This is a genomic window from Candidatus Nitrospira salsa (genome assembly GCF_965152625.1).
Map to the genome: position 1 here is coordinate 1,298,061 of NZ_CBCUCO010000004.1, position 23,590 is coordinate 1,321,650.

Here is a 23,590-nt window from a genome sequence, read left to right on the forward strand (position 1 = left end):
TTTTCATAAGGATAAGGCCCCAAATTCCTCACTCGTTTTTTTCATTTGAGCAGGACAACGCAGCTATCATGTATTGGTTTTCTGTTAAAAACTTTCACGTTGATGAGTAAAATTTCGATGATGAGCATGGGGCCAATCCTAGGCATTGAAACTTCCTGTGACGAGACGGCGGCGGCTGTCGTGACAGATAAAGGGACAGTTCTGGCCAATGTTCTGGATTCCCAGATTGATGTTCATGCAATGTATGGTGGCGTGGTTCCAGAATTAGCCTCCCGTCGTCATATTGAAACGATTGAATCAATTGTCCGATTGGCCATGACTGAGGCTCAGGTTCCGTATCAAGCATTACAAGCTATTGCTGTGACTCATGGTCCTGGTCTTGCTGGAGCATTGCTTGTTGGAGTGAATTTTGGAAAAGCTCTTGCTTATGCGTTGCAGATTCCGTTGCTGGCGGTCAATCATCTCAAAGGACATTTAGCGTCAACATGGGTTGAACAACCGGACTTTCCTCGATCGTCGATTATGTTAGTGGTCTCGGGAGGACATACGCATTTATTTTTTGCAACACGTACGGGACAGTATCAATTGATAGGCAAAACCATTGATGATGCTGCTGGTGAAGCGTTTGACAAGGGAGCGAAAATGTTGGGGTTGACCTATCCAGGAGGCCCACTCATTGATCGTTTATCCAGGACAGGTTCAGCCAAGGCCGTTCATTTTCCCCGACCATACCTGAATCGAGGAGGGCTAGATTTTAGTTTTAGTGGGCTCAAAACGTCGTTGTTGTACTACTTAAGAGACCTCAAAAAAAATGACCACGTCATGCCAGCCATCGAAGATGTTGCTGCTAGCTATCAGGAAGCCATTGTCGATGTCTTAGTCGAGAAATCTTTTCGAGCCGTTCGGAAATATGGAGCCAAAGGCATTGCCGTCGTTGGGGGTGTAGCGGCTAATAGTCGGCTTCGAGAGCGGATCATTGAGCGCGCCCAAAAACTGGGAATTTTCGTCGCAATGCCAGCGTTGTCGCTTTGCACTGATAATGCGGTGATGATTGCGGCTGCGGGTTGGGAGCAATTTCGATCAGGAGTGATCGCCACTTGGGACTTAGATACTGAGGTCGGGCAAGCAGCTGTGACAAACTTACAGACGCATTCAGTGCAGACCATTGCGTAGGGTTAAGCCACTGCCAACGGAGGTGTAACGATTCCTGTCGTTTTTGGAAATCTTCATGGACTGAAAGCCAATCAGATCAGTCGAATGGAACGACTGTACCGACGACGGGTTCCGACTGAAAAGGTTATCACGAACGACCTAGCTCGAATCTGTGCAGAGCTTTCATTTGAAACACGGCGGCAAATCGGATTACTCATTGACCGGCAAGGACATGTTCAATCGGTCATTATTGGTAATGATCATGAGCTTGTTATTCCAAATTTAGCACGCAGTCGCTCAGGGCTCAGGTTGTTACGAGGTGTGCGGTTGGTGCATACCCACCTGAATAATCAACCGCTAACCCGTGATGATTTAACCGACCTGGCGCTGCTCCGGTTAGACCTGATGATGGCGATTGGTGTCGGTAAAGAAGGAGGTGTGCGAGACGTGTATCTCGCACATGTGCTGCCGCAGTCGATTAATGGGAAGTCATATCAAGAATGGAAGCCCTATCCCTGGCATGGGTTTGAACTTGATTGCCAAGACTTTATTCTCTCGCTGGAAAACGAATGTACACGGACCAATGTTGGGTTACGGAAGGGGAAGGAATCTTCACGCGCCATCTTAGTGAGTGTGTCGACAGAACGGGCTTCGCGCCGACAAGAACATTTAGACGAGTTACGTGAACTGGTTCGAGCCAGCAATATTCATGTTGTCGATTCGGTTATTCAACGACCCCATGCGCTTCATCCAAAGTATGTTCTCGGTCTTGGAAAATTGAAGGAAGTGATTATCCAGGCTTTACAAACTGGTGCTGATTGGTTGATCTTCGATCGAGATCTGACCCCGGCGCAAATTCATGGGATTTCTGAGATGACGGAACTACGAGTCCTGGATCGAACGCAAGTCATTTTGGATATCTTTGCTCAACGGGCGCATTCAAGAATTGGAAAGGTCCAGGTTGAATTGGCTCAATTACGGTATCGGCTTCCACGTTTATCCCAATCCAATACGGCCTTTTCCCGCTTAGCTGGCGGAATTGGTTCAAGAGGACCAGGCGAAACGAAATTGGAAACAGATCGTCGGCGAGCACGAGATCGGATTCGACGTCTTGAAAAAGAGTTGGATGCGGTATCTCGCAGTCGTCAGCAACAACGAAACATGCGTTCTCGCCAAGCGATACCGGTGGTCTCATTGGTGGGGTACACCAATGCAGGAAAGTCAACATTACTGAACGCCTTAACGGGAAGTGTGCAGCCAGCAAAGGACCGGGTGTTTGAAACGCTAGATACGGTGAGTCGTCGGCTCTTTATCCCGGATCGTGGTGAAGTTATTCTGACCGATACCGTCGGATTTATTCGGCTTTTACCTGAAGACCTTGTGACGGCATTCCACACCACTTTACAGGAATTAAAATATGCCGATTTATTAGTCCATGTCGTGGATGCCGCGACGCCTGACCCAGATCGACATATCGATACGGTTGAGAATATTCTCACACAATTAGGCTTTGATACTATTCCCCGCCTGATGGTGTTGAATAAATGTGACTTACTTCCAGTTGGTCATGTTGAACAATTGTGTCACCGGTATCGAGCAGTTGGAATTACGGCGACGCAATGCGAAACCGTTGGAGAGGTCCGAGAAGCGTTGGGGCACATGCTGAATCGCTTAGGTCGTGATGGGGAATTGAAGGGGGCATGGAGCGAATCTTCTGACGATCATATGGCGAAGACGCCTATTATGAGAGTATCATGAAAGGTTCTCAAACGATTGCTCATAGGATTCGAAGAATGAGAACTAAAAGTCTCCCATTCTCCAAAGCCAGGGTCCGAAAGATATTTGCGACATTGGCCAAGGTTACTCCGAAACCTGAGGTTGAGCTTGCGTCTTCCAATCCTCTAGAGTTATTAATTGCCACGATTCTTTCAGCGCAATGTACGGATGAACGGGTGAATAAAGTGACTCCGGCATTATTTGCACGCTATCATACGGCGAAAGAATATGCTGGAGCTGAGCCGCTTGAATTAGAAGCGCTGATTCGATCGACGGGGTTCTACAAAAGTAAGGCAAAAAATATTATTGCATGCGGCAAGCGTATTGCTGGTCATTTCAATGGCACCATGCCCAATAACATGGATGACTTGACGACGTTGCCTGGGGTAGGACGAAAAACCGCAAATGTGTTATTGGGGAGCTATTATGGGAAGCCATCCGTGGTAGTGGATACCCATGTCAAGCGAGTCGCGAATCGCTTGCATTTGACCGAAAGCGATGATCCAACAACTATTGAGCATGACATTCAAAAGATCTTACCGAAAGCGCAATGGACTGTGGGTACTCAGCGTTTGCTCTTGCATGGCCGGTATGTGTGCCAAGCGCGATTACCAAAATGTGAACAGTGTGCCATTTATGAAACCTGTGCTTGGGACGGAAAGTTATCGATCGCATGAAAAGTATGACTGGATTTGGTAAACGCGAAACGGAGTGGAAGGGCCTGGCCGTAGGGGTCGAACTTCGATCCGTCAACCATCGGTTCTGTGAAGTGGTTTCGAGGATTCCTCGAAGCATGGTTGGGTTAGAAGAAGAGCTCAAGCAACTGATTCACAAGCAATGTGAACGCGGGCGGATTGAGTTCACCGTCTCGCTTAATATTTCGGGAAATCGTCAGAAGTCCTTAGTGCTTGACCGATCGGCTGCACGTGACTATCACCAGTTGTTGAAAGAGCTTCAGCGAGAGCTTGGTATTAATGGCCCAATCGATATTGGTTTAATTGCCGGCCTTCGAGACGTGTTTACAGTTGCAGAGCAGAGCTTTGATGGAAAAGATACGCAAAGCGTCGTCCGCCGTCTTACGAAAGGGGCACTGGCCGATCTGGATAAGATGCGGACACGGGAGGGAAAAGCGTTGCACGACGATATGGCGACGCGCCTTCAAAAAGTTCGAGTAGCCTTAAAAACCATAGCAAGACGAGTGCCTTCAAGTGTTCAAGAACATTTTGAGCGAATGCAGAAACGAGTCATGAAATTACTCGGTGACAATCCCTCTAATCCTGATCGACTCAATCAAGAATTAGCGACCTATGCTGATCGTTGTGATATAACAGAGGAATTAACACGGCTTGAGAGCCATCTTGGGCAATTTCAAGAATCAAGTAAGACCAAAGGCGCTATTGGCCGACGACTGGACTTCCTGCTTCAAGAAATGGGAAGAGAAATTAATACCATTGGATCGAAAGCGAATGACGCGAAGATCGCCCTGCATGTAATTGATGTGAAGAGTGAACTGGAAAAAATCCGTGAACAGGTCCAGAATGTTGAATGATGACGGCCCTAACGGTTTCTCAATGATGAAAGTTATGACGGATGTCGCATAGCGGGATGTTGTTTATCTTGTCGGGATCTTCGGGAGTGGGGAAGTCGACGTTATGCAAACGGATCATGACTTCGATTCCAGATGTTCAGCTTTCAGTCTCGTATACAACGCGACCGATTCGAGAAGGCGAAACGCACGGGATTGAATATTGGTTTGTTGATCAATCCGAATTTCGTCGAATGATTGAGCAGGATGCCTTTCTTGAATGGGCAGAAGTGTACGAGAACTTTTATGGGACCCCACGTCAAGAACTCGTGACACGAATTGATCAAGGAATTGATGTCATTTTGGATGTCGATGTTCAGGGTGCAAGAAATGTCATGAAAAATATGCCGGATGCTGTATCCGTGTTTCTCCTGCCTCCGTCGCTTGAGGTCTTGAAGGCCAGACTGGAGTCGCGCGGAACTGACAAGTCCGATGTGGTTGATCGTCGGTTCCAGAAAGCTCAAGCAGAAATGGCGCACTATGTTGAGTATGATTATACCATTCGAAATGGTTGCCTTGATCAAGCCATCAAGGAATTTGAGTCTATTATTGTGGCCGAACATGTTCGAACAAAACGTCTTGATCACGCGTGGATGTCTCGTCATGGCTTGGCTCGTCAAGAGAGTAACCCTGTGTCTTCACGAACTGAAAGAGAAAGGAATGTGATCTCATGATGGATGCGTTATCATTACTGCCCGAACATCATCAAACGCAATTTGATTCTCGTTTTCGTATTGTCTTGATTGCAGCGCAACGGGCGAAGCAAATTATGCGTGGTGCGCCGACCTCCGGGTCGGTCAAGTACATCAAAGAAACTTCGACAGCATTGGAAGAAGTCTTGAATGGCGAGGTCAACTATTTAAAAGGAGAAGATGCTCGTGAGGCGATCAAAAAAGCAAAGGGGGCAAATGAGCGTGAGTTTGACCCAGCACTCTTAGCGCAAACTGATGCAAATGCTCAGGAAATTCAGAAAGAATTAAGCGTCTATATCGATGATAGTCCAAAAACTGAGGAACCGGTTGCGGAAGAAGAATCCTAGGGAACTCACCGATGGCTGCATTGAAATTACAGGGGACACGTCTGCTTCTTGGAATCACGGGAAGTATAGCGGCATATAAGGCTGTGGGATTACTTCGGACGCTCATGTGTCATGGGGCAGACGTTTCGGTGGTCATGACGGATTCGGCGACACGATTTATGACGCCACTTACATTTGAAGTGTTATCGAACCATCCGGTTGCCACTGATACGTTTTCTGGCCATCAGGACATGCCACACCTCTCGTTACCCGAATCGGCAGATGTGATTCTTCTTGCTCCGTGTACTGCCAATACGATTGCTGCCTATGCATTAGGATTAGCTGATAATCTTTTAAGTACCCTGTTACTCACCACGCAATGTCCTGTCATTATCGCGCCGGCGATGGATGGAGACATGTGGGAGCAAACTCAAATTAAACAGCATGTACAGACCTTGCGCGCACGCGGGGTGATCGTGTTGGAGCCTGAAATTGGAAAGCTGGCATCTGGGAAAGTGGGCCGTGGACGACTTCCGAGTGAAGAGGCTATCGTCGAGGCAGTTGTTGAAAAAGTCCATGCATCGAAGGAGCTGGTTGGACGTCGAATCCTCATCTCAGCGGGTCCCACGCGAGAGCCGATTGATGCCGTTCGCTTTATTTCAAATGGATCATCCGGGAAAATGGGCTATGCTCTGGCGCGGGCCGCGCAATTACGGGGAGCCGAGGTCATTTTAGTCAGTGGTCCAACAAGTCTCGAGCCGCCATTTGGTGTTGAGTGTGTTTCGATTCAAACGGCTGAGGACATGTATCATGCTTTACGGTCCCGGTTTAGCACTGTCGATGTGTTAATCATGACGGCAGCAGTCGGTGACTTTCGACCACAACATTGTCGCGAAGAGAAATTTAAAAAGCGTGATTGGAAAGGCGAACCCATTCAGCTTGAACAGACGACTGACATCTTGGCGGCCTTGTCTGCCCAGCGAACCCATCAGTTGTTAATCGGATTTGCTGCTGAAACAGACGATCTTCTAGAAAACGGACGTGAAAAATTACACAAGAAAAGCTTAGATATGGTTGTGGTGAATCAAGTTGGGGGATCTGAGTCTGCTTTTGATAATGATACCAACGAAGTCATTCTTTTGACTCGAAATGGAAGCGTGACGCCCATGCCTCGAATGTCAAAACACATGGTTGCTGCTCGAATATTAGATGAACTACAGAACTTCCCTATGCTCTCCTCAGTTCTTCCTTCGTAGTCCCTTTTTCAAAGCACTAACACCTGTTCGATTTTCCGTTCACCGATATGGCCGGAATCCTTGGCTTCGTTCGTTATCCATCGGTATTCTCTTCATGATTGATCTTACGCACAAGCTCAATGTTCGAGCGTAATCTCATCATTCACCGCCCTCATTAGATCAGAAAAAGTAAGAATCCCCCCCCCTTCCCCCGATCTCTCTTCCTAAATGTCATTGCCTAAAGAATGAAACGAATATGACCGAAAAAGAGATAAAGAGGTCTACTCTTGACCTTGCCTTATAGCCTAGGTGTTTTAACGTATGAACTCTGTGCACATATCAATAACACATGGATTGCGCATCCCCATATCTGGGGAACCTGAGCAATTGATTTATGATGGGCCGCCGGTGCAGTCCGTGGCCTTGCTTGGTCAGGATTATATTGGCATGAAGCCAAGTGTATTAGTTGAGCAAGGCGCTCGGGTCAAACTGGGGCAGCCCATTGTTTTAGATAAAGCCAATCCTGGGGTCGTCTATACCTCTCCGGGAAGTGGTATGGTCACGGCAATTAATCGTGGTGCGAAGCGTGCACTTCAGTCGGTGGTGATTCAGCTTGAAGGCAACGACGAAGAGATCTTTACGTCATACCGTCACGAGGAGCTTTCTCGGTTAACTCGAGACCAAGTCAGAGATAATCTTGTGGACTCAGGACTGTGGACAGCTTTGCGAACACGACCGTATAGCAAAGTGCCATCACCAGACACGTCCCCACATTCTATTTTTGTCACAGCCATGGATTCGAATCCTCTGGCCCCTCAAGCCTCACGGGTGATTCGAGAACATAAAGATGACTTCTTCTATGGCCTCAGTCTTATCAGTCATTTAACCGACGGACACGTCTTTCTCTGTAAGGCACTTGGCGAAGATATTCCAACTATTTCCGCAAAACGATTGACTGTTGCTGAATTTTCTGGCCCTCATCCCTCAGGGTTGGTCGGGACTCACATTCACTTTCTTGATCCTGTCGGTCCCCAAAAAACGGTATGGCATCTTGGGTATCAGGATGTGATTGCGTTTGGAAAATTATTTACAACGGGAAGGATTTGGACGGAACGTATTGTCGCGTTTGCCGGGCCAGTCGTGGTAGCGCCTAGATTAATCAGGACAAGACTCGGAGCCAGAACAGAGGATCTTGTTGAGGAACAACTTGAACCGGTTCGGTGTCGTGTCATATCGGGATCGTTACTGTCTGGCCATTGGGCCATTGGATGGGCGACCTTTCTCGGTCGATATCATTCTCAATTGACGGTGTTGCCGGAGGGAGGGGAACGAACGTTCTTGGGATGGCTGTCCCCAGGGCCGGATAAGTTTTCGACCTTGAATGTGTTCATCTCCAGTTTCTTCCGAAACAAAATATTCCGACTGAATTCCCTTGAACAAGGCAGCCCCCGTGCGATGGTGCCGGTGGGTGTGTATGAAGATGTCATGCCGTTGGATATTCTTCCCACGCCCTTACTGCGAGCGTTAGTGGTTAAGGATACAGATTCTGCACAAGCGCTCGGATGTCTTGAACTGGATGAAGAGGACGTCGCGTTGTGTTCATTTGTCTGTCCGAGCAAATATAATTTCGGTCCGTTTCTTCGAGCCAGTCTTGAACACATTGAGAGGGAAGGCTGATGTCGTGGCTCCGTCGACTCTTGGATCATTGGCATCCTCTGTTTCAAAAAGGAGGACGGTACGAAAAATATTTTGTTGTCTACGAGATGGTCGATGGATTTCTCTTTACCCCTTCGACGGTGACGCACTCGGCGCCGCATGTTCGTGATGGAGCCGATCTCAAACGAGTCATGATGTATGTCTTCGTTGCGGTGACACCCTGTATCGCAATGGCGATGTACAACACTGGTTATCAAGCCAATCTCGGGATGGCACAATCAGGGTTGTCGTCGATTGAGGGGTGGAGAGGGACGATTCTTGAAAGTTTAGGGATTGGTTATGACCCAGGTAATGTTTTTGCGTGTGTATGGCATGGATTTTTATATTTTTTCCCTGTCTATCTGATGACGCTAGTTGCCGGCGGACTGTGGGAAGTGCTGTTTGCGGCTGTTCGTAACCATGAAGTCAATGAAGGATTCTTGGTCACTTCCATTCTCTTTGTCTTGACCCTTCCACCTGATATTCCATTGTGGCAGGTGGCAATGGGTATTTCATTTGGCGTCGTCTTTGGCAAAGAGGTATTTGGGGGAACAGGAAAGAATTTTTTAAACCCGGCGTTGACCGCCCGCGCGTTTCTGTTCTTTGCCTTCCCTGCAGAAATGTCAGGCGACACCGTGTGGACCGCCGTAGACGGGTTTAGCGGAGCCACGTCGTTGGGCGTTGGTGCAATCGGCGGGTTGGCCGCAATACAAGAAATGGGTCTGACCTGGACACAATCGTTTTTAGGAACCGTCCAAGGTTCCATGGGCGAGACCTCGACGTTGGCCTGCCTTCTTGGCGCAGTGTTTTTAATTTATACGCGGGTTGCTTCTTGGCGGATCATGGCTGGGGTCGCCTTGGGTATGATCGGAACGACCCTACTGTTCAATGTGTTTGGGGGGAACTCAAACCCGATGGTGAGCATTCCGTGGTACTGGCATCTGGTCGTTGGAGGATCGGCATTTGGCATGGTGTTTATGGCCACGGATCCTGTTTCGGCATCGATGACGACCGTTGGGCGGTGGATGTTTGGTCTGCTCATCGGATGTATGACGATTGTGATTCGTGTGGCCAATCCGGCGTTTCCAGAAGGGATGATGTTGGCCATTCTGTTTGCCAACATTTTTGCGCCGCTCATTGATTACATGGTGATTCAAACGAATGTCCGGAAAAGAGTCTTACGAAATACCTAACAACACGATGTGTTCCCAGAAGGGAAATTCTGTGGTCTCAAAAATCTTAAATATCTTGCGTTTACCCAATGATAGTACGGCGAAGACTATTCTTGTGGCCCTTTTGCTCTGCTTCGTTTGCTCAATCATTGTCTCAAGCGCTGCGGTGGCGCTTAAACCGTTTCAGCTCAAGAATAAAAGCCTCGACAAGAAACGCAATATTCTTCAAGTCGCGGGGCTGTATCAAGAAGGTCAAAGTATTGAAACGCTCTTTCAGCAGGTAGAGCCGAAGGTTGTGGATTTGGCCACTGGAGAGTATGCGGATGATATTCTTCCGGAGGAATTTGACCAACGGCAAGCGGCTAAAGATCCGTTACGAAACGTGCGCATCCCATCCGACCACGATATCGCGCACATTAAGCAACGGGCCAAGTATGCCACGGTCTATCTGGTCAAAGAGCACGAAGACATTAAATTCCTCATTCTTCCAGTTCATGGCTATGGGTTGTGGTCGACGCTCTATGGTTTTGTCGTGCTTCAGGAAGATGCCAATACCATTCATGGTCTTCAATTTTATGAACATGCCGAAACTCCTGGCCTCGGAGGGGAAGTTGATAATCCCAATTGGCGTGCCAAATGGTCAGGTAAGCTGGCCTACGATGCGCAGGGGACACCAAACATCGAAGTCGTACGAGGAACGGTTGATCCGAGCAAGCGTGAATCGATTCACCAGGTTGATGGGTTGGCTGGAGCGACTTTGACAAGTCGTGGCGTCACATATCTTTTGCGTTATTGGTTAAGTCAGGACGGATTTGGTCCGTATTTACAAAAAATCCGAAGCCAGACAACGGGTGAACTATGAGTCGGGAAGTACAAAAAGTCGTCAAAGATCCACTGTTCGATAATAATCCTATTGCTCTTCAAGTCTTGGGAGTGTGTTCGGCACTTGCGGTCACGACCTCGCTGGCCACAGCCTTGATTATGTGTATTGCCCTCACCGCGGTGACGGCCTGTTCCAATGCCTCAATCAGTCTGATCAGAAATCATATTCCCAGCAGTATTCGTATCATTGTGCAAATGACCATCATTGCGTCTCTCGTCATTGTGGTTGACCAACTCTTGAAAGCGTTCGCATTTGAGACCAGCAAGCAACTCTCCGTATTCGTGGGATTGATCATCACGAATTGTATTGTGCTCGGACGTGCGGAAGCCTATGCCATGAAAAATGAGGTTGGTCTCAGTTTTCTTGATGGGATAGGAAACGGTCTTGGCTACAGCGTGATACTGATTTTTGTGGGGACATTTCGTGAACTGTTCGGAGCGGGAACACTCTTAGGGTATACAATCTTCCCACTGGTATCTGAGGGAGGCTGGTTTACACCAATCGGGATCATGCTGCTTCCGCCGAGTGCATTTTTTCTTATTGGGCTATTTATTTGGGGATTGCGAGCCTGGAAAACCGAGCAGGTCGAAAAATCTGAGTATCGGATTCATCAAGTCCACCGAACTGAGGTGTTGTAATGGACATCTATATCAATTTATTAATCAAATCCGTATTTGTTGAAAATTTAGCTTTAGCTTTTTTTCTAGGTATGTGCACGTTTTTAGCGGTCTCGAAGAAAATTGAAACGGCTTTGGGGTTGGGTATTGCAGTGGTGGTGGTTCAAATCATTACCGTTCCGGCCAATAACCTTCTGTATCAATTCTTATTAAAGGATGGAGCATTAGCCTGGGCGGGATTGCCTGAGGTTGACCTCAGTTTTTTAGGCTTAATTTGTTATATCGGTGTGATTGCCGCCATGGTCCAAATTCTTGAGATGTTGTTAGATCGTTTCTTCCCAGTGCTGTATCACGCGCTCGGAATTTTTCTTCCACTGATCACCGTCAACTGCGCGATTCTTGGCGGCACACTGTTTATGGTGGAGCGTGACTATCACTTTGGCGAAAGTGTGGTCTATGGTATTGGCAGTGGGCTCGGTTGGGCCTTGGCCATAACGGCGTTAGCTGGAGTTCGTGAAAAACTCAAATACAGTGATGTGCCTGAAGGCCTGCAAGGGCTTGGCATCACTTTTATTACCGTCGGTCTTATGTCGTTGGGGTTCATGGCGTTTTCAGGCATTCAATTGTGACATCATGATGATTCTTCTTGAGGCTTACGCATGATAGAAATCGCATTAGGGGTCACCCTCTTTACGGTCATTGTCCTCTCGTTGGTCATGATGATTATTGGAGCGAAAGCTCAACTCGTCCCGTCAGGGAATGTGACGATTCGAGTCAATGGTGAAAAAGAGATTCATGCTCCTGTCGGTGGAAAATTACTCGGGTCTCTTGCGGATGCCAAGTTGTTTGTCTCGTCAGCCTGTGGCGGTGGTGGAACATGCGCGCAATGCAAAGTGAAGATTTTTGAGGGTGGAGGTTCCATTCTTCCGACTGAGACCTCTCACATTTCCAAACGTGAAGCGGCTGAAGGCGACCGTCTTTCCTGCCAGGTCACGGTCAAGCAGAACATGTCGATTCAAATTCCCGAAGAAGTTTTTGGCGTCAAGAAGTGGGAATGCACGGTTCGGTCAAACTCCAATGTTGCGACTTTTATCAAGGAACTGGTTCTTGTCTTACCTGAAGGTGAGCATGTAAATTTTCGAGCCGGGGGATATATTCAAATTGAATGTCCTGCCTACGAGACCAAATTCGCTGATATTGATGTCGAGCCAGAATATCGAGAAGAGTGGGATGGTGCCGACCTTTGGCGTTATGAGTCTCATGTCACCGAATCGGTGATGCGTGCCTACTCTATGGCCAACTATCCAGAAGAACAAGGCCTCATCATGCTCAATGTCCGTATTGCCACCCCGCCCTTTGGGGCCCAGAACTCTATTCCTCCAGGGAAAATGTCGTCCTACATCTTTAATCTCAAGCCTGGCGATAAGGTAATGATTTCTGGACCATTTGGGGAGTTCTTTGCCAAAGAAACGGATAATGAAATGGTCTTTATTGGTGGAGGAGCGGGGATGGCCCCGATGCGGTCTCACATCTTCGATCAATTACGACGCCTACATTCCAAGCGAAAGATTTCATTTTGGTATGGAGCGCGAAGCAAGCGAGAGATATTTTATCAGGAAGACTTTGATCAGCTACAGAAAGAACATGATAACTTTCAATGGCATGTGGCCCTGTCTGACCCGAAAGAGGTCGATCGCTGGACCGGGTACACGGGATTTATTCATCAAGTGTTATACGAGCAGTATCTTAAACGGCATTCGGCTCCGGAAGATTGTGAATATTACATGTGTGGTCCTCCGGTCATGAATGCCGCGGTCATCAAAATGCTCGAGGATTTGGGTGTTGAACGATCTCAGATATTTCTGGATGATTTTGGAGGCTAGTGTAGTGAATCTTAAATATCGTAACAAATAGGATGGGATGTTTTGCTCACGACCCTTTCGCATGCCATAGGCTCGTTACTTAGCCAATTTCACGAACTTTTGAAACACTACACTACATGAAACAACATCTTCTCATAACTCAGGACCGTATCCTCACATGTTTTCTTTTGGCTAGTGGAGTTTTATTCAGTTTGGTGTCGTGTAGTTCCTCTGTACGAGATCAAGCTCCTCTTCAGTTTTCCGGACCAACAATGGGGACGACCTATCAGGTCACCATTGTTCATCCTTCATCTCAGACTTCACTGAGCACGATTCAAGCAAAGACTGAGCAGATTCTTGCTCGAATTAATTCGAGCATGTCGACCTACCAGGTCGATTCTGAACTCTCGCAGTTCAACCGAAATCAGACGACTCAGTGGGTATCCGTTTCTCCAGATTTGCACAGAGTGGTGAAGGAAGCCTTACGGGTTGGAGGGTTATCTGGCGGTGCCTTTGACGTTTCTGTCGGTCCGATTGTGGATCTTTGGGGATTCGGCCCAACTCCTCGTCACAATACGATTCCTTCTGAAGAGACAATCCATTCACGATTACAGATCATTGGCTATGATCACCTTCACGTTCAGGATGATCCTCCCGCTATCCGAAAAGAGATCCCGGCACTTTCCGTGGATCTCTCGGCGATTGCAAAAGGGTATGCTGTTGATCAAGTGGCTGAATATTTAGCGTCGCTTGATCTGACGAATTACCTGGTTGAAATAGGCGGCGAGCTTCGAGCGCACGGACGGAATGCTCACGGTGTTCCTTGGAATGTGGCCATTGAACAACCTATGTCGACGAAAAGAACTATTCATCGGCTGGTTCGATTAGATAATCACAGTGTGGCGACATCTGGAGACTACCGGAATTTTTTCGAACGAGACGGCACACGATTTTCACATACGATAAATCCGACAACTGGCAAACCGGTAACGCACAACCTATCTTCCGTGACCGTCATTGCCGAATCGTCAATGAACGCCGATGCTTTGGCCACGGCGCTTCTCGTGCTTGGTCCGGAGGAAGGCTTTGAACTTGCCGAGCAAGAGCAGGTCGCTTCATTGTTTTTGATTATGGACGACGAAGGGTTTCGTGAAAAAGCCACGACAACATTTACTCAATATTCGGAATCATAATCGAGGTCAATATGATGATATTTACAATTGTATTTGTGTTGATGGTCCTCACGGTTCTTGCCATGGCCGTCGGTGTGCTTACGGGGCGAAACAGTTTAGAGGGAAGTTGCGGTGGTCTCAAGACAATCCAGGGAATTGATTGTATGGTCTGCCCAACCCCTTGTGAAACACAGCAACAACAAGAAGGCCCCTGTCCCCATACCAACAGCCATTTGGCTTCAGTGAGTTCTCGTGGAGTTTCTGATCACATTATACCGTTTCCAAAGAAAACGATTCTTTCATAAGAATCTCGTGGTCATAGGAGGAAGCGTATGCAATTACATTCGGTCCTCGTCAAAGACTTTATGAAGGCCAATCCGGTGACCTTTACCCCAGATATGGATATTCACAAAGCCATGAAAGTTCTGGTTGAGCAGTGGCTTTCTGGAGCAGCCGTCATCGATTTGAGGGGAAACCTTGTGGGCTTGCTTTCGGAAACAGACTGTCTACGAGTCGGCCTCAATGCCGCCTACCATGATGAATGGGGGGGGACCGTTGGCGACTATATGACCCGAGAAGTCAAAACCATCGAGGCTGATTCCAGTATCGTCGAAATCGCTGAGTTATTTACCCAAACCCCCTATCGAAGATATCCCGTCTTACAAAAAAATCGGTTGGTGGGCCAGCTCAGTCGGCGTGATGTGATGAAGGGTTTCGTTAAACTTCATCAGCAGGGTGTGTGGTAAGGGAACTTGATAGGATAAACGGTTTCCAGTTAAGGCTCGTTTTCGTCTTATTCCTCTTGTGTCTTTGCGCTGTGCTGTGGTCACCACATGAAAGGGGGATACCCTGATTACTAAAGCCTTTTATTGGCGAAGGCCCTTCCTAATCAACTTTTGAGATATTGCTCAAACGCAATGGCTTTTGCGGTATCTGAAAAGGTGATAGAGGTTATGAGTTCCCAAGGTTTGAACTTTGATGTGTGGATAGAGCCTCCGCTGTTATGAACGGCCAGTCTTTTTTCTAAGTCAGAAGTGATGCCGATAAGGTTTGTTGAGGGTGCGATGTGCTTTTGATGAGGTAGACATATTTCATGAGGGAGAAGAGTCCTCCTTCTTCAGAACTTCCTGTGTGCAATGACACCTAATTCTTGGTTACCAGTCATCATAGCTATCGTTTGTGTGTCGCAAGACTTCGGCGGACAGCCTTCACTTCCTGTCCTCATGTTGGTAGGCTTAATGACGTCTTTGCTATTCCCAAAGCTGGCATGCTAGCCGAAGCCTTGGCGAAGGCTGGCGGAGAGGGTGGGATTCGAACCCACGGTCCCTTTCGGGACAACGGTTTTCGAGACCGTCCTGATCGACCGGACTCCAGCACCTCTCCGTCTATGAAGGGATAGTTATTCGTCGTATGTCGTTGAAGGGTTGTTGGGCAAGGGACGTATCTTTTATAGCCGTTTCAAATAACTTCCGCATGTTTGAAGCAAGTAATCGCGCGGGGTTAGTTGATGTGCCTTAGCTGGAACTTATTTGGATTCGCTATAAATATCACATTCACATGCTGACGTTCAATGGTCGAGATACTACCCTATCTCCAGGGGTTCGCGCAAAGTCTGAGTGATTAATGGTAGGACACGACGGAAGGGCAACCACGCGATATGCTTTTGGTGATCGTATGTTTGACGCTGATCGTGACTGATTTTTGGCAGGTATGAGGACCATCAGTATTGATATTCAGGTCTATCCACGTATAGATCTTTTCGCCGGTGTCGAAGGTGTTGATGCTGTCGGGTTTGCCCCACTGTTTAATGAGTTCGATCTCAGATTTGCCAACCCATGATTGAAGTGCCGAATTCGTGCCGAAACAGCCAGTGAGTCCCATCCCGCCAATGGCAAGCCAAATAATAGCTAAAAATGCGTTCATCTCACTGATGCACCGCCATTCCAAAAATCTGGTTCTCCAGCTTTTATGAGTCTGTGTTTGTTGCATGATGATCCCGCAATTGTTGGAAAAATGATTGGAGTATGGCCTTGCACTCGTTAGCCAATATTCCGCCTTGTACATCAACAAGATGATTGAAGTGTGGTTCTTTAAGAAAATCAGCGATTGATCCATGGGCTCGGCTCTTGGGGTCTGACGTGCCAAAGACGACTCTACCCACTCTGGCTTGGACTAACGCGCCTGCGCACATGGCACAGGGTTCTAACGTGACGTAGAGGGTGGTGTCATTGAGCCGCCAAGTTCCCAAATGTGAGGCAGCCGCACGAATCGCGGCCATTTCTGCATGGGCTGTTGGGTCTTGATCGAGTTCCCGAGTGTTATACCCATGGCTAATGACTTGTTCGTCCTTGACCATAATGGCTCCCACGGGCACATCCCCTCGTTCAAAGGCCTGATTCGCTTGTTCTAGAGCTAGCCGCATATAGTGCTCATCGTGATACGTGGTGTCAGCGTTATTCATAGGATGTGTGGTTGAGAGCACTCTCAGAAGTCATTCGACCGTCTCATCGTCGATGAGGGAAGCATCCTATACGCTTCCCCATCTTTTCGGATGGTGACGTCAAATAATGAAGGGTATTTTGGATATAATGGAGGAAAAAATGCTATCATGGGCATTCTCGTCTTGTATAGAACCTCATTCAACGAGTCTTTGTGAAATCTACGAAGTCCTCTTTGCGAACCGGTCCAGTTTCGGTTGAATACCTCCAAGCTCAGTGGGCTCGTGTGGCACATCGGTATTTTAACGGAAAATTACCTCCTATCATTATCGAGTGGAGTACTCGATTGACTGCCTCGACGGGGATGTTTATCAGTCAAGTCGGACCACGAAGTCAATGTGTGAGCAAAGAAGAACGGCATGGCGCAGCGCGTCGAATTCGTCTCTCGGCTCCACTTCTACGTGATCAGCCTGAATCTGAAATCGTCCGAACCTTGGCCCATGAAATGATACATCAGTGGCAATACGATATTAAAAAGCGATACCCAAATCATGGGCAGGATTTTTATGAGGTGATGGCACGGATGAATCAGGATGGATTGGGTATTACGGTTCGCCATACGCTTGACCACGAAGTGGAAAAACTTAGTAAATATTTGTGGCGATGTTGTGCCTGTGGCACGTCGTATCGTCGGCAACGGCGAACAATTTCTTCTCGTCGTCATCGCTGTGGACAATGTTACGGACGGTTAGAGGAGGTCTTGCTGAATGTATCGGTGGCAGAGCCAAAACGTTCATCAGATTCTGTTTGTTTTTTCACCCCATCTTCCCGCCAGCAGACACCACAAAATTCAGAGTATGTGAAACCTCAACAGCTGGTCTTTGATTTTTAATCACTTACCCGCGATTACAGGCTGTTGGTTTTTGTTCTGTTCTTTCCTATCCCATGCGTCATGCAATGAATGGACAACTCATATTCTGTATTCTTCATATGCTTCAATTCGATTTCGTGAGAGACAGGACACCTTGTCTTAAATAGGTTTTTTCTAACTCGTGAGTGCATCACGAAGTTGGCGAAGTAGCTGAAGATCGTCTTCGTATTGAGGCAAGGAATATTGTTGATCAATCTGAACCACTTGTTCGATGCATCGAAGTGCCGATGTGGTGTCGTTTCGTGCTTGGTAGATATTCACGAGGAGGCGAAGGGCACCAGCTTCACCAGGTTTATTGGCGAGTTTGATGAAGTGTTCTGAGGCATTATTCAGGCAGGCTTCAGCTTTTTTGAAGTGACCAACTGAGATAAAGGTTTTCCCAAGTTGCCCGTAGGTCGTGGCAAGTCCATCCTCATTTCCCACTTTTCGATGATAGTCCAGGGCTAATTGAAAGTGATTGATGGCTTGTTCTGACTGATGTAATTGCAGTTCTTGGAGTGCCAGATTGGTATATAGAATTCCCAAGGCTTGCTCATTGCTGAGAGGAATAAGAAGGTCGATGGCTTCGAGATAATAGGCGAGCGCTTGTTCTGGTCGGCCGGCATCAGCTTGTAAATTGCCAAGATTGGCGAGAGTCGTGCCAATGGCATTTCCGGCTTGTTGAGAACGTTGTATTGTGAGCACCTCTTGGTAGTGACGTTCTGCGGTCTCAAGGTCGTCGAGTAACGCATAGATGTTGCCGAGATTTCCCAGAGCATGTGATATTTCTTCTGGTGATCCGCTTTGCCGTGCTTCCTGGACGGCCTGCTGATAACACTCACGGGCTTTGGGCAGATTGCCGCGATGTAAGTATATTTCTCCTAGGCGAGCTGCGTTATCGGACATTCTGGGTCTCCTTATCGACTACCGTTTCTAGACGTGTTCTGAGATATGTCGAAGCTAGATGTCGTGTCCTCCCGCTGGAGGTCGGGCAAACATAATCCTCTATACCAAAAAGCCTAAGCCTTTGACCTATGATACCCCTTCAATCACTCGTGGGTATATGAATAAGTCTGGCCGGTGATGCGAGAAAGAGGCTTGTCAGTTTCGCTAGAAGAGCAGAATTGTTGTGTTATGTTGGGAGAACACGTGAGTGAGGGCCGTGCGACGTGCTATAAGATGAACTGTTAACGACGAAATGAATCTTTTCCCTTCACCACTTCCTGAAGGAGCTTGTCGGCCAGCTTGGCCGCTTGCCGATGGCGCCACCACCGGTGAGTGAGGAAATAAATGACGGACACGATAAATGCCACAATAAGGATTTCAGAGAGGTCCATCACGGGGCGATATCCTAAAATATGGTGATGCTGAAGGCCGTGGTTGCTTGAGGTATTTCTTTCACTTGGTCTTGAGCAATCAGTACGTCATCTTTGTCGTAACGGTATTCTAGAGCACGGTCGTTCTGAATTCCATAGTCGATTGATTATTTTCGTTGGTTTTCCCCAATCCATATTGAACCTTTGCATGAGAAGTATTCTAGTCTAAACCATGGAAATTCTTATACTTTGCATTGCGTTGGTGGTCATTCTTTTAGGGGCGGAGGTCTTTACCAATGCGTTAGAGCATTTGGGTGAGCGGCTGGGAATTTCTGAAGGAGTGACTGGGTCAATTTTTGCGGCAGTGGGGACCGCGTTGCCTGAAACCATGGTACCGATTTTTGCCATCTTGTCGAGTTCGGGCTCGTTGGAAGTGCGACACGAAGTCGGGGTCGGGGCTATTTTAGGGGCTCCACTCATGCTTTCGACGTTGGCTTTTGTCCTTATGGCTGGGTTTGCTGCGAAGAAGCGGGGTTGGCAGGGGACATTGCAGCCTGAAATGTCTGGGCTCACGCGGGACTTAACATGGTTTAACTATGTCTTTGCACTGGGAGTGATCGCGGCTCTGGTGCCGCAAGATTGGACCATGGTAAGAGGCAGTATCAGTTTGATGCTAGTCATGTCATATGGATTGTATTTGTTAGTCACCATTCGTGCATCGGCGAATCTTGTTGACGACGGGCATGGAACGGAGGCCGATCATCCTCTCTACGTGACGAAAATCGGGTTGCCGAATCACATGTTGGTTATTCTTTTTCAATTGGGTTTTGGCTTTATTCTAATTATGTTAGGGGCAAAGGGATTTGTGTATGGAGTGGAACATCTGGCTCCACTGTTGGGAATATCGGCTTTAGCCCTTTCATTATTGGTCATTCCCCTTGCGACAGAATTGCCGGAAAAAGTAAATAGTGTCCTGTGGATCAGGCGAGGCCGCGATACACTGGCATTTGGGAACATTACCGGTGCCATGGTCTTTCAAGGAAGTCTCTTGCCGGCATTAGGCATTTTCCTCACCCCTTGGAGCCCTGAGCCGGAGACCATTATCGGTATGGCAATCACCATGCTTGCTGCTACGTACCTGTCCATGGTCGTCAGGTCTGGTACAGTCAAACCCTATCACTTGCTCTTCAATGGATTGTGCTATCTGATTTTTCTCGTTTCGGTCTTACGCGTAGCGTAGCTTTGTATGTCGAAGCCCCTCGTATTGGTGACCCGGCAAATCCCGGATGCAGGACTTGATCTCTTGAGAGGCCAATGTCATGTTGCCCTATGGGAGGAAGATTCCGTTGTTCCCCGCGACTGGGTGCTTGAGCATATTCGAGAGGCATCGGGGGTGCTCTGTCTTCTGACCGATACCATTGATCGAGGAGTTCTTGATGCGGCACCATCTCTGAAAGTCGTGAGTACCATGGCTGTGGGTTTTGACAATATTGCTGTCAATGAATGCTCTAAACGTGGAATTCCTGTTGGACACACCCCAGGCGTCCTGACAGAAACCACGGCTGATTTTGCGTTTGCCCTTCTCATGGCAGCCGCTCGGCGAATCGTGGATGGTGCGAGGTACGTCAAAGAAGGCCATTGGAAGACGTGGAGTCCCACATTATTCCTTGGTCAGGACATGTCTGGCGCGACATTGGGTATTGTGGGCTTTGGCCGTATTGGGAAGGCGGTCGCCAGGCGAACCAAAGGTTTTGGAATGCGAGTGTTGGCCTGTCGTTCGACGACTCAAGCGCCAACTCAGGGTGAAGCACATGATGATGTGGAGTTTGTCGATTTTCCGACGGTCTTGACTGAGTCGGACTTTGTGAGTCTTCATGTACCATTGACTCAAGAGACTCATCATTTAATTGGAAAATCTGAACTTGCACGGATGAAAAACAGTGCGATTCTTGTGAATACATCACGAGGAAGTGTCATTGATTCACAGGCTCTGGCCTTGGCTCTTGCGGCAGGTGACATTACCTATGCGGCGTTAGACGTGACCGACCCTGAACCAGTTCCTTTGGAGCACCCACTGTTTCATGAGCCTCATTGTTTGATTGTTCCGCACATCGCCAGTGCTTCGTTTGCGACGCGGGGGAAAATGTCTGTCATGGCTGCGGAAAATCTTCTCGCGGGGCTGCATGGAAAACGATTGCCGTTTGTTGTGAATCCTGAAGTCTATGCCTGAGGCCGTGTCATTAATGTACGCGGTTGCTCGTGCACACGGTTCCGTATATAGGTAGAATGAGACAATGACATGTCAATTCCATGAATTGAGAAGATGAGGAATAAAAACACAACGCTTCAACTCTGAACGATAAGGATATGATTATGGTTAAAGTGACTCAATCAGCGATCACCAAGCTCAAAGACTTAGTTGTCGAGCATCCTGAAGATCCTATCGTCCGCATTAAAGTTCAGGATCAAGATGAACAGAAAATCACGTTCAGCATTACATTGGAAGACAAGGTCCAGCCTGACGATGAGGTGCAAGAAATTGATCAACTCATGATTGCTGTCGATGCGAACAGTGCCCCACGCATGAAGGGGGTCGTCCTCGACTATCAAGAAGGTCAAGGCTTTTCGTTTGAACACCCAGAAACACCTGGCCATCACGATGATTTTCCTTTGAATATCATTAATCTCAATTAACGCGATCGGTTCATTTTATGAGCATAATTAATTCTGCCTACCTCTTTTCCTTATGAGTGCACAACACCATACCTTCTTTGCTTCTTGTCCAACAGGTTTGGAATCTGCCTTAGTTGACGAGTTGGAACATTTAGGAGCATCGGCCATTGAGGTTACGCAGGGAGGCGTTGAATTTCAGGGGTCGTTTACGTTTGGCTATCACATCAATCTAGAAAGCCGAATTGCGAGCCGTGTGTTGTTGCAACTTGCGAAACGAGAATACGTCAATGAACAAGACATTTATCACATCGTGCTTCATCTACCCTGGTGGGAATGGTTCACTGTTCAGCAGACGATAAAAGTGAAAGTGCAAGCCAAACGCTGTCCCCTTCCCAGTCTTGATTTTGTGACCTTACGAATCAAAGATGCGGTGTGCGATGCCTTTATGAAGAGGAAAAAGGCTCGTCCTCATGTCGATACTCGTACTCCTGATATACAAATTGTTGGGTTTCTAGACGAACGTACGGTGACCGTCTATTTGGATACTTCTGGAGAGCCACTCTTTAAGCGCGGGTGGTCTCAGATCAGGACTGAAGCGCCGATTCGAGAAAACCTTGCTGCCGGACTTCTTGCGTTGGCAGGTTGGACTGAGGCGCAGGTGTTGTTAGATCCCATGTGTGGCGGTGGGACAATTCTTATTGAAGCAGCACAAATGGCGAAGCGAGTTGCTCCAGGACTTGGGAGACGTTTTGCGTTCCAGAAATTTCGCGGGTTTGATGCAAAACTTTGGGAGAAAATCTGTTTTGCGAGTGTGGCGAAGCAACATGCCGCGCCCTCGGTCTCTCTGTTTGGATCGGATCGAAATGCGAAAGTCTTACAAATTGCTGAAAAGAACTGTCAAACAATGGGCCTATCGGAGTTGGTCACCTTACGACAATCTGATGTCCTGATGCTTGATGCTCCACGAGGTGAAGGTATCTTACTCACCAATCCTCCGTATGGGGTGCGACTTGGTGAATATGCTGAGTTGGCCACGTTTTATCCGAAATTTGGGGATGTGCTCAAGAAAAAGTTTTTCGGATGGTGTGCATATATTTTCACCGCTGATCGACGAGTTCCGAAAATGATTCGTTTGTTGCCAACAAGAAAAGTGCCGTTATTCAACGGTGATCTTGAGTGCCGGCTGTATGAATTTAAACTGGTTCAGGGAGGCCATCGAAAAAGTCGTCGAGTCGGGGGTTCGACCAACCGGATTGAAGAGTCAGTGAACTAAGAATCCCGTTTCCCAGGAATGCTGGTAATGGTGAGCCAGACGTCTTCGACGCAACGAAGGATATAGATCCATTCATTACAATTGGTGGGTTTCTTAAAGACATAACGAGGAAGCGAAGGTTTATGAACTTTGGCGAGTATTCGTGGATTCGTAGCATGTGTTAACACCGCAATTGGAATGCTTCTGATTTGAGGGTCTTGATAAATTTCTTCCAGCACCTCAAATCCGTTCATGCCAGGCAACTTCAGTCTGAGGAAAATGAGGTCAGGGCGAGGAGCGTCGAGAAATGGATGTTCTTGGCGAAGGTAGGCGAGGGCGTGTTCGCCATCTTCCACTTCCTGAATTTCGACACTCACAATTTGAGCAACGCTTAAGGCTTCCTGTAAGGAATGGATCTCATCGTGATCGCTTTCAATGAATAAGACTTTTATCGTGTGACTCGTCATCGCGAGCTAAGCCTGTTGTTAGGTATTTCAAATGAGGCGCGACCCTAACCAATGAGTGTCTATAGATACAATTTCGGTATCACCAACTCTTGTGACGAAAGTCTGCTGGTTGTTATTGGGGTTCGCTATAGTATCGGCTGAAAATGAATATCCGTTGAGATGCCAACCAGGAGTTGTAAAGGTGTCGAAAGTTCCGGGAACGTACAGGAACACGAGCATTGATCGATGAAGAAGCATGAACGATTGCAGTGGTGTGTGTTCATGGAATTCAGAAAGATTTCTCAGGAATTCATGTCACGTTGATGAAGGGTCTTTCAACTTGATCATTGTGACGATGGGAATATCTGGGATAAGAAATGCATGGTTC

The 23,590-nt window shown here is 47.7% G+C and carries 27 protein-coding genes and 1 tRNA gene; 21 read left to right on the plus strand and 7 right to left on the minus strand.

From position 1 onward, the window contains the following. The first annotated feature begins 126 nt into the window (after positions 1-126). The 16 genes from tsaD (at position 127) to ACWQXP_RS20215 (ending at position 14,913) form a co-directional block, all read left to right on the plus strand. Entirely contained in the window at positions 127-1,173 is a 1,047-nt protein-coding gene (tsaD, locus tag ACWQXP_RS20140; protein WP_454064630.1) for a tRNA (adenosine(37)-N6)-threonylcarbamoyltransferase complex transferase subunit TsaD, read from the plus strand. An 84-nt stretch (positions 1,174-1,257) separates the two neighbouring features. Further along, positions 1,258-2,910 carry a GTPase HflX gene (gene hflX / locus ACWQXP_RS20145; RefSeq protein ID WP_454064631.1) on the plus strand — a complete coding sequence of 551 codons (1,653 nt, stop codon included), beginning with the start codon at positions 1,258-1,260 and terminating at the stop codon, positions 2,908-2,910. Positions 2,911-2,945: 35 nt separating this feature from the next. Continuing rightward, positions 2,946-3,605 carry an endonuclease III gene (gene nth, locus ACWQXP_RS20150; RefSeq protein ID WP_454064632.1) on the plus strand — a complete coding sequence of 220 codons (660 nt, stop codon included), beginning with the start codon at positions 2,946-2,948 and terminating at the stop codon, positions 3,603-3,605. Next, positions 3,602-4,477, plus strand: coding sequence for a YicC/YloC family endoribonuclease (locus tag ACWQXP_RS20155; protein WP_454064633.1), 876 nt, complete (start codon positions 3,602-3,604; stop codon positions 4,475-4,477). Before nth ends, ACWQXP_RS20155 begins: the two co-directional genes overlap by 4 nt. A gap of 56 nt (positions 4,478-4,533) precedes the next feature. Next, the gene (gene gmk / locus ACWQXP_RS20160) at positions 4,534-5,187 is read left to right on the plus strand and encodes a guanylate kinase (protein WP_454064749.1); all 654 of its coding nucleotides are present in this window, start codon (positions 4,534-4,536) and stop codon (positions 5,185-5,187) included. Continuing rightward, a complete protein-coding gene (locus ACWQXP_RS20165) occupies positions 5,184-5,552 on the plus strand; it encodes a DNA-directed RNA polymerase subunit omega (protein ID WP_454064634.1) in 369 nt (122 codons plus the stop codon). Before gmk ends, ACWQXP_RS20165 begins: the two co-directional genes overlap by 4 nt. Before the next feature lie 11 nt (positions 5,553-5,563). After that, a complete protein-coding gene (coaBC, locus tag ACWQXP_RS20170) occupies positions 5,564-6,787 on the plus strand; it encodes a bifunctional phosphopantothenoylcysteine decarboxylase/phosphopantothenate--cysteine ligase CoaBC (protein ID WP_454064635.1) in 1,224 nt (407 codons plus the stop codon). Between the two features lie 300 nt (positions 6,788-7,087). After that, on the plus strand, positions 7,088-8,443 hold the full coding sequence (locus ACWQXP_RS20175) for a Na(+)-translocating NADH-quinone reductase subunit A (RefSeq protein ID WP_454064636.1): 1,356 nt from the start codon (positions 7,088-7,090) through the stop codon (positions 8,441-8,443). Then, complete coding sequence (locus ACWQXP_RS20180) at positions 8,443-9,654, plus strand: NADH:ubiquinone reductase (Na(+)-transporting) subunit B (RefSeq protein WP_454064637.1); 1,212 nt, start codon at positions 8,443-8,445, stop codon at positions 9,652-9,654. Before ACWQXP_RS20175 ends, ACWQXP_RS20180 begins: the two co-directional genes overlap by 1 nt. Before the next feature lie 31 nt (positions 9,655-9,685). Continuing rightward, entirely contained in the window at positions 9,686-10,495 is an 810-nt protein-coding gene (locus ACWQXP_RS20185; protein WP_454064638.1) for a Na(+)-translocating NADH-quinone reductase subunit C, read from the plus strand. Continuing rightward, positions 10,492-11,154, plus strand: coding sequence for an NADH:ubiquinone reductase (Na(+)-transporting) subunit D (locus tag ACWQXP_RS20190; RefSeq protein ID WP_454064639.1), 663 nt, complete (start codon positions 10,492-10,494; stop codon positions 11,152-11,154). The genes ACWQXP_RS20185 and ACWQXP_RS20190 overlap by 4 nt, the downstream gene beginning before the upstream one ends. Next, positions 11,154-11,762 (plus strand): NADH:ubiquinone reductase (Na(+)-transporting) subunit E, encoded by a 609-nt coding sequence (gene nqrE / locus ACWQXP_RS20195; protein ID WP_454064640.1) that lies wholly within the window; start codon positions 11,154-11,156, stop codon positions 11,760-11,762. The genes ACWQXP_RS20190 and nqrE overlap by 1 nt, the downstream gene beginning before the upstream one ends. Before the next feature lie 30 nt (positions 11,763-11,792). Further along, positions 11,793-13,016, plus strand: a complete 1,224-nt coding sequence (gene nqrF, locus ACWQXP_RS20200) for an NADH:ubiquinone reductase (Na(+)-transporting) subunit F (RefSeq protein WP_454064641.1) — start codon at positions 11,793-11,795, stop codon at positions 13,014-13,016. 194 nt (positions 13,017-13,210) lie between these two features. Next, positions 13,211-14,188 (plus strand): FAD:protein FMN transferase, encoded by a 978-nt coding sequence (locus ACWQXP_RS20205; RefSeq protein ID WP_454064642.1) that lies wholly within the window; start codon positions 13,211-13,213, stop codon positions 14,186-14,188. A gap of 11 nt (positions 14,189-14,199) precedes the next feature. Then, entirely contained in the window at positions 14,200-14,472 is a 273-nt protein-coding gene (nqrM, locus tag ACWQXP_RS20210; protein ID WP_454064643.1) for a (Na+)-NQR maturation NqrM, read from the plus strand. A 27-nt stretch (positions 14,473-14,499) separates the two neighbouring features. Then, positions 14,500-14,913 (plus strand): CBS domain-containing protein, encoded by a 414-nt coding sequence (locus ACWQXP_RS20215; protein WP_454064644.1) that lies wholly within the window; start codon positions 14,500-14,502, stop codon positions 14,911-14,913. 143 nt (positions 14,914-15,056) lie between these two features. Here ACWQXP_RS20215 and ACWQXP_RS20220 read toward each other — a convergent pair whose 3' ends face one another. The 4 genes from ACWQXP_RS20220 to tadA all read right to left on the minus strand — a co-directional run bounded on the left by ACWQXP_RS20220 (position 15,057) and on the right by tadA (position 16,628). Then, positions 15,057-15,257 carry a GIY-YIG nuclease family protein gene (locus ACWQXP_RS20220; RefSeq protein ID WP_454064750.1) on the minus strand — a complete coding sequence of 67 codons (201 nt, stop codon included), beginning with the start codon at positions 15,255-15,257 and terminating at the stop codon, positions 15,057-15,059. Positions 15,258-15,460: 203 nt separating this feature from the next. Then, positions 15,461-15,550, minus strand: a tRNA-Ser gene (locus ACWQXP_RS20225). Between the two features lie 237 nt (positions 15,551-15,787). Continuing rightward, positions 15,788-16,090, minus strand: coding sequence for a hypothetical protein (locus tag ACWQXP_RS20230; RefSeq protein WP_454064645.1), 303 nt, complete (start codon positions 16,088-16,090; stop codon positions 15,788-15,790). 43 nt (positions 16,091-16,133) lie between these two features. Then, the gene (gene tadA, locus ACWQXP_RS20235) at positions 16,134-16,628 is read right to left on the minus strand and encodes a tRNA adenosine(34) deaminase TadA (protein ID WP_454064646.1); all 495 of its coding nucleotides are present in this window, start codon (positions 16,626-16,628) and stop codon (positions 16,134-16,136) included. A gap of 191 nt (positions 16,629-16,819) precedes the next feature. Between tadA and ACWQXP_RS20240 the strand changes: the two genes are divergently transcribed. Beyond that, positions 16,820-17,497: a SprT-like domain-containing protein gene (locus ACWQXP_RS20240; protein WP_454064647.1), complete on the plus strand. Its 678-nt coding sequence runs from the start codon at positions 16,820-16,822 to the stop codon at positions 17,495-17,497. Between the two features lie 153 nt (positions 17,498-17,650). On the opposite strand, the gene ACWQXP_RS20245 is transcribed toward ACWQXP_RS20240, so the two are convergent. Then, complete coding sequence (locus ACWQXP_RS20245) at positions 17,651-18,421, minus strand: tetratricopeptide repeat protein (protein ID WP_454064648.1); 771 nt, start codon at positions 18,419-18,421, stop codon at positions 17,651-17,653. Between the two features lie 281 nt (positions 18,422-18,702). Beyond that, the gene (locus tag ACWQXP_RS20250) at positions 18,703-18,855 is read right to left on the minus strand and encodes a hypothetical protein (protein WP_454064649.1); all 153 of its coding nucleotides are present in this window, start codon (positions 18,853-18,855) and stop codon (positions 18,703-18,705) included. A 208-nt stretch (positions 18,856-19,063) separates the two neighbouring features. Between ACWQXP_RS20250 and ACWQXP_RS20255 the strand changes: the two genes are divergently transcribed. The 4 genes from ACWQXP_RS20255 (at position 19,064) to ACWQXP_RS20270 (ending at position 22,777) form a co-directional block, all read left to right on the plus strand. Continuing rightward, the gene (locus tag ACWQXP_RS20255; RefSeq protein ID WP_454064650.1) at positions 19,064-20,071 is read left to right on the plus strand and encodes a sodium:calcium antiporter; all 1,008 of its coding nucleotides are present in this window, start codon (positions 19,064-19,066) and stop codon (positions 20,069-20,071) included. 6 nt (positions 20,072-20,077) lie between these two features. Then, positions 20,078-21,061, plus strand: coding sequence for a 2-hydroxyacid dehydrogenase (locus ACWQXP_RS20260; RefSeq protein ID WP_454064651.1), 984 nt, complete (start codon positions 20,078-20,080; stop codon positions 21,059-21,061). Between the two features lie 143 nt (positions 21,062-21,204). Continuing rightward, positions 21,205-21,525, plus strand: coding sequence for a HesB/IscA family protein (locus tag ACWQXP_RS20265; RefSeq protein WP_454064652.1), 321 nt, complete (start codon positions 21,205-21,207; stop codon positions 21,523-21,525). Positions 21,526-21,577: 52 nt separating this feature from the next. Continuing rightward, a complete protein-coding gene (locus ACWQXP_RS20270; RefSeq protein WP_454064653.1) occupies positions 21,578-22,777 on the plus strand; it encodes a THUMP domain-containing class I SAM-dependent RNA methyltransferase in 1,200 nt (399 codons plus the stop codon). Here ACWQXP_RS20270 and ACWQXP_RS20275 read toward each other — a convergent pair. Continuing rightward, positions 22,774-23,223: a response regulator gene (locus ACWQXP_RS20275; RefSeq protein ID WP_454064654.1), complete on the minus strand. Its 450-nt coding sequence runs from the start codon at positions 23,221-23,223 to the stop codon at positions 22,774-22,776. The genes ACWQXP_RS20270 and ACWQXP_RS20275 overlap by 4 nt on opposite strands. Positions 23,224-23,590 lie beyond the last annotated feature (367 nt).